General features: G+C 70.9%; 5 protein-coding genes. All 5 read left to right on the plus strand.

All coding sequences use genetic code 11. The features are described 5' to 3' along the window. Positions 1-808 precede the first annotated feature (808 nt). The gene (locus ACFUJR_RS38825; RefSeq protein ID WP_383169890.1) at positions 809-1,417 is read left to right on the plus strand and encodes a DUF4913 domain-containing protein; all 609 of its coding nucleotides are present in this window, start codon (positions 809-811) and stop codon (positions 1,415-1,417) included. Position 1,418: 1 nt separating this feature from the next. Further along, positions 1,419-2,237 carry a hypothetical protein gene (locus ACFUJR_RS38830; protein WP_383169892.1) on the plus strand — a complete coding sequence of 273 codons (819 nt, stop codon included), beginning with the start codon at positions 1,419-1,421 and terminating at the stop codon, positions 2,235-2,237. Beyond that, on the plus strand, positions 2,234-2,707 hold the full coding sequence (locus tag ACFUJR_RS38835; protein ID WP_383169894.1) for a hypothetical protein: 474 nt from the start codon (positions 2,234-2,236) through the stop codon (positions 2,705-2,707). Before ACFUJR_RS38830 ends, ACFUJR_RS38835 begins: the two co-directional genes overlap by 4 nt. 41 nt (positions 2,708-2,748) lie before the next feature. After that, complete coding sequence (locus ACFUJR_RS38840) at positions 2,749-3,606, plus strand: DUF317 domain-containing protein (RefSeq protein ID WP_383169896.1); 858 nt, start codon at positions 2,749-2,751, stop codon at positions 3,604-3,606. A 31-nt stretch (positions 3,607-3,637) separates the two neighbouring features. Beyond that, a partial coding sequence (locus tag ACFUJR_RS38845; RefSeq protein WP_383451264.1) for a DUF317 domain-containing protein occupies positions 3,638-4,203 on the plus strand: 566 nt, incomplete at its 3' end.

Here is a 4,203-nt window from a genome sequence, read left to right on the forward strand (position 1 = left end):
TTTCACAACACGCACGGCCGGAACCATATGCCCAACTACCCACACGCACAGTCACCGAGAAGAGGGAACCGTCCAGATAACACCGTCGCCTGGCCGTCCTGGCGGCTCAGCTCTGCTCAAGACGCCGACGAGCAACCTCGCCACGATCGGCGGGAGTCAGCACCCGGCGAAGAGGAAGCAGGGCGGGCACGGTCCGAATCTGGCGGACGAGGTGGAGTGGCTGCTGCCGACACCGAAGGCGTCGGACGGCGCCAAGGGATCACCGAACCAGCGTCACGGGAACGGGGACCTGACTCTGCCCTCGGCGGCGGCCCGACTGCTGCCGACCCGACGGGCGAGCGACGCTGGCACACCAGGGCGCCGGCCAGGGGCGGACTTCCGGCCGCCCCCGCTCTCGGCGGTGCTACTCCCCTTGTTCGCCCACCCGGCATCAACGGAGGAGGGGCGTGGGGACCGTACGCCGGGGCCATAGCCCGATGGGAACAGGCAACCCGCCCGGCTCCCCGGCCGACCGATGACGCGGGGCGGCTGAGCCCGCTGTTCGTGGAGTGGATGCAGGGGCTCGCACAAGGCTGGGTGACCGACACGCCAGGCCTCGGGCGACCCGCCCAACTCGCTGCTCTCGGCAACGGAGTCGTACCGCAGCAGGCTGCCCGTGCCCTGCGCACTCTCGCCTCCGCCGGCACGATCTGCGGCCATCAGTGCCACCCGTGACTGAGGTCTTCTACACCGGAACCCCGGCCGGGCCAAACCCGGAATTCTCCGGATCCTCGCCACCCCAACCACCCGATCTCGCGGAGGGGTAGCGATGGCTGAACCCGATCAGGAGAACGAGCCGATACGCGTGCCGGACCACGATCTGGACGACCTGGTCGCCACGGTCGCGCGGCTGGTCGCGGAGAGCCGCAAGCAGGGCGAGACGCTCGCCCTACTCACCGACGACTCCCCGCCCTCTCGCGACGACGAGGGCCGGGAGGCCGAGCACGGTGCCGCCGAGGGCTCGGTCGCCGCGTCTGCGGCGGCCGAGCCGGGCGGCTCCCAGGAGGGCCCGGCGTCCAACTTCATCCTGGCGCTCGACGGCCAGGCGTACGTCGAGGAACTCGCGGCACTGGCCCGCTGGGTGCACCATCTGCTGCTGCCGGTCTACGGGCGGGAGATCACCACGGGCCGCCCGTGGTGCCGGCAGTGGCAGGAGCACCCCGAGGCCGTGGCCCGCCTCCATGCCCTGTGGCTGGCCTGGCAGCAGCTCACCGACGCCGAGGCCGGCCTCACCGGTCCCGCGACGTGGCACCGCGACCACCTCGACCCGACCCTGCTCCAACTCCGCACACCCGATGGCCCGTTCGGCGCCTGCACCACCAGCCCGACCCGCCCCAACCACCGGCTCCTGGCCTCGCCCGAGCCCGCGGGAGCCTGACATGACCGACACGCACGAACCGCACGAGCCCCAGGCACCGGACTACCGGATCGACGAATTCGAAGCAGCCACCGAGCGCATCGAGGAGGACTTCTCCTCGCTCACGCTCACGGACGACATGTTCGTGCCCCTCGCCGAGCACCACAGCTACGACGGACGCGACACCTACCTGCTGTTCTACGACCAGGCGGCCATCTGGGACGTGCCCGGCACAGCGGAGTACGTCGCGTTCCACCTCACCCGAGACGTGGAGCAGCGGACCTTCGACTTCGAGTACGAGCGAGCTCCCACCGTCCCGCTCGCCCAGAACTGGCTCATCCGCCAGGGTTGCCCGCCCGAGGCCACCACACAGACCCGTAACCACGGACCACGCCCCGCCGACGCGCTCACCTCGCGGCTGGAGGACCTGCTCCGAACCAACCCCGACGGCCGGTACAAGGTGATCGACCACTACACCGACAACCCGGGCTCGTTCGACTTCGGCGCCGAGGTGCGAACCCTCGTTCGCGACAGCCACCCGGACTCGGCGCACGCCCCCTACCGTCTCTTCCTCGAAGAGACGGCCAAGGACTTCCGCTCCTACACGGTGCGCGAAGGGGCCTTCACCAGCGCCGAGGCGGCAGACGCCTGGGCCATGGATCGCAGCGCGCCTCTCCCCTTGGCACCGGCCTTGGAGAGCACCATCACTCACAGTGCGCAGGCTGCCCGCTCGCGCTCCCCGCTCGCCGGAACCGCCAGCCTCGCGGTCCCCTCGGCGCCCGTCGCGACTCCTCACCCCGCGTCTTCTTCCGTGCCGCACTCTCGCCGGGGTACGCGGTGAGCCGGGCGCGGTACGCCTTCGCGGCGCATCCCGAAGCCCTGGCGGACCTGCGCTCGGTCCCGGAAAGCATCCGCGACTTGGCTCTGCTGGAGCTACAGCACCTGGTCCACGGCAACGAACGCGGCGCGGCGCTGACCCGCGAGCTCGCGGGCTGTCACAAGATCTACGTCGATCCGGAGACCCGTTGGCGCATGGTCGTCCAGTACCGCGACGCCCCAGCGTCCTCGCAGCACCGCCGGGAGATCTACCTCCTGGCGGTCGGCGAGCGTCAGGACCAGGCCGCGTACCGCACTGCGGCTCTCCGGCTGGAACGCGAACGCGAGGCATCCGCCGGAACCGCACCGCTGCACGGCCGCCGTGCCCAGGCGGCCCGGTCCCGTTCGCCGCGCGGGAACGCAGGTCCGACACACGCCGGATCGCCGGCCCCCGCCGCTTCCACGGCTCCGCCGCGAGCGCGCCGCCGGGCATGACGCCCAGTCTCTCGCCCGCCACCGCCCGGAGGTCCTTCCCCATGTCGCCTCTCGACCCCGATGATCTCGCCCCGAGTACCGAGGTCCTCGTCGCACCCGTCCACCTCGCAGGTCCAGGAACGAGCGAGACCGTCTTCAGCGTCCTCGACCACGCCGCCGGCTGGACGAAGACCGTCGCGTTCGGCACGGACGCGTACTACGCCAGCCCGTGCCAGCGAGTCCGTATCGCCAACCCCGTGGAAAGCCACTACGGCGGATGGACGATCACCTACGCCGAGGACCCCCTCGGCGTGCCGGACTGGATCACCACCTTCGACCGCAACACGCCCCACGAGATCGTCGCCGCCTTCACCGAGACGCTCGTCCAGAGCCTGCCCAACCACTTCCGGGACCATTTCAGCGACGGCAAGCACTACACCGGCCTCGGCCCGAACGACGTACTGCTCCGAAGCGGCTGGGAGCCGGTCCACGGAAGTCGGCCGTACCGGATCGTCTCGCCGGACAAGCGAGCGACCCTGCGCACGCGCAGCGGGTGGCTCGACGAGTACACCGAGCTGCTGACGCCGGAGAAGTCCATGTGGCGTCTGTCCGGCGGCGTCGATCCCATCCACACGCCGAGCTGGAGGGCCTTCTTCAGCGGCAGCACACCGCCCCACCTGCGCACCGCAGCCGCCGTCGCTCTCACCAGCCCGGACGCGGTGCCGCGCTTCGCCGGCGACATTCCCGAACGCCACCACGACCTGGTGCACGTGCGCCTCACCGAGCCCACGGCCGCCGTCCCCCGAGTCCAGGCAGCCCTGGCCCGCCGACCGAACGCCGCCCACTCGCCTGTGGCGGAGGCCGCCGCCGCCCCGTCCACATCAATTGCTACTCACGGCCGTTCACGCCGCCAGCGCTGACGCCCCTGCCGCTCACACTCGGAGGTCCCACGTGCCCGCACACACGCTCGACGGCGATGTCTACGTGACTCCGCTGCACCTCGCCGGGGCCACCGCCATCGGCGACCCGGCGCTGCGGCCACTGCTCGACAGCGGCTTCGTAGCGCACAGCGACGACCTCGCGAACGTCTACGTCTCCTCCCCTGATCAGCGCATCCGGCTTGGCTTCCTGCCCGAGAGCCCGGACAACCCGTTGTGGAAGGTCGCCGCCCACCGCGACCCGTTCAGCGCGCCCGACTGGCTGGCCACCTTCGACTCCAACACTCCGACGGAGTTGGTGACCGCCTTCTCCTCCGCCCTCGCCGCCAGCTACGCCGAGGAGCCCGACACAGTGCTGAACGGCTCTCGTCACCAGGCCGAAGAAGGCTTTCGCCCCCTGGAAGACGCCGGATGGAAGCGAGGGAGCTGGCGGCTCACCACCCTCTTCACCGCGCCCGACGGGCTCGCCGGCCTCACCTACCGGGGCGGGATCCTGGATCGACAGGCCGAACTCCGCGGCGACCAGGACCGCTGGCTGCTCTGGGGTGGCGAGGACGGCTTCAGCTCACGCTGGTACGC

It is taken from the genome of Streptomyces sp. NPDC057271 (assembly GCF_042668715.1).
In the GTDB taxonomy this organism is placed as follows: domain Bacteria; phylum Actinomycetota; class Actinomycetes; order Streptomycetales; family Streptomycetaceae; genus Streptomyces.